Below are 1,718 nucleotides of genomic sequence, written 5' to 3'. Positions count from 1 at the left end.
CGGCGGGATCAAGCGGTTAATGCGCCACGTTTGAATATTTGCTCGAGTATTTCACGTGGGGTTGCTCCGCCGAGGACTTGTCGTGGTGTGTCGTTGAGTTCGTTTTGTACCCAGGCGACGTGCTCGGGGGTTACTTCGGCGAAGTCGGTGCCTTTCTTGTAGAACCGGCGGCGGATCTCACCGTTGGTGTTTTCGTTGGTCGGCCGCTGCCACGGCGAGTGCGGGTCGCAAAAGTACACCTCGCAGCCGTCTTTGATGCGCACACGTGCGGTTTCAGCCATTTCCACGCCTTGGTCCCAGGTGATGGTCTTGAGCTGTTCGGCGTTGAGGTCTTTGACCATCTGCTGGATCGTTGCAATCACCGTCATCGATGTGTGTTCGGTGGGCAGGTGGCCAAGCAGGGTGTAGCGGCTGGTGCGCTCTACGAGGGTGATCAGCGCGCTTTTGCCGCCTTTGCCGATGACGAGATCGCCTTCCCAGTGCCCGGGGATTGCCCGGTCGTCGGCTTCTGGGCTGCGCTTGGTGATTTCAGCGCCTTTGATCCACGGCTTGCCGGTGAGCAGACCTGCGTTGCGGGGCCGGGTTTTTCGGCGCTTCCCGCCGCGGATGAGCACATCTTGGGTCTTCATCACCGCTTCAAGCTCGGCGCGCAGGCTGCCTTTGCCCTGGATGTACAAGGCGCTGTAGATCGCTTCGTGGGAAATACGCATGCTTTCATCATCGGCGAAAGCGTACTGCAGCCACACACTGATGCGCCCGGGTGACCACCGGCGGGCAAGACATTCCACCACCACAGCACGAAGCACCGGGTTGTCATCAAGCTTGCGCACCTTCGGCCGGCACGCACGCGCCTTAGCGCCCGTGTGGGCACGCCGGGCGTTGTAGAACACCTTGACCTCACCGCTGGCATCGTCGATGATTTCCCATCCGTTGCGGGCAATCTCCCGGCTGATCACGCTGTGGTGGCGCCCCAGAAGTGTGGCGATCTGTCTGGCTGACAATCCCTGGCTGCACCCATGTTGGATCGTCAGGCGGTCTTCAAACGACAGTTGGACCCCGCGGCCGACTTTCACACGGTCCTCGGCGTGGTCGGCAGGCGCGCTACCTGCCTGTGTTTTCATTGGTGCTGGCACGCCATCAACTTTGCTGTGTGCAGGTGGTTTTACCGCGCAAGCCTCCGGCGTGTTGGCGCGCTGTGACGCATCACAGCGTTCAGCCGCCTTCTTCTGGCGTGCTTGCTGCACCCAGCGATACACCGAATTGGCCGACATGCCATATGCATCAGCAACGCGTTTCACCGGCTCACCAGCCAGCACCCGTGCGACCGCGTCTGCTTTCTGCTGCGGGGTGATGCGCGGCTTTTTCTGCAGTTCGGTCAGCACACCGACTTTCGCCAACCGCTTGTATAACGCACTCTTTGGCATGCCTAACGTCGCAGCCGCATCCGGTACTGACATGCCTGAAGTCACCAACGCCACCGCGTCATCGACAAGCTGGTCGCGTGCACGCGCCAACGCCATCTTCGGCGGGAGCGCACCAGCTTGCTTGACCCATTCATAAACCGTGGCCTCCGCCACACCGGCATCACGAGCAATCTCGCCGACATCATCGCCTGCAACAAGCCGCGCCACAGAAGCAGCTTTCACATCCTTCGGAGTCCAACGACCAGCCACAACAACCTCCAAGTCGAGGTGGCGCATTCACCCACTGACAACTCC

The 1,718-nt window shown here is 60.8% G+C and carries 1 protein-coding gene and 1 pseudogene; both read right to left on the bottom strand.

The window, feature by feature from the left end; translation table 11 throughout:
• Positions 1 to 8: 8 nt before the first annotated feature.
• Positions 9 to 1,121 (bottom strand): IS30 family transposase, encoded by a 1,113-nt coding sequence (locus QP996_RS11705; protein WP_284872806.1) that lies wholly within the window; start codon positions 1,119 to 1,121, stop codon positions 9 to 11.
• Between the two features lie 102 nt (positions 1,122 to 1,223).
• A pseudogene (locus QP996_RS11700) lies at positions 1,224 to 1,424 on the bottom strand (transposase); the annotation flags it as partial.
• Positions 1,425 to 1,718: the final 294 nt, after the last annotated feature.

Origin of the sequence: Corynebacterium sp. MSK008, from assembly GCF_030232585.1 — a bacterium.
Classification (GTDB): Bacteria; Actinomycetota; Actinomycetes; order Mycobacteriales; family Mycobacteriaceae; genus Corynebacterium.
This window is presented reverse-complemented; position numbering and strand designations above follow the sequence as displayed.

What these genes read in the sequence shown, in the direction of transcription:
- QP996_RS11705 (WP_284872806.1), bottom strand. Translation starts at nt 1,121, where the DNA reads ATGAAAACACAGGCAGGTAGCGCGCCTGCCGACCACGCCGAGGACCGT.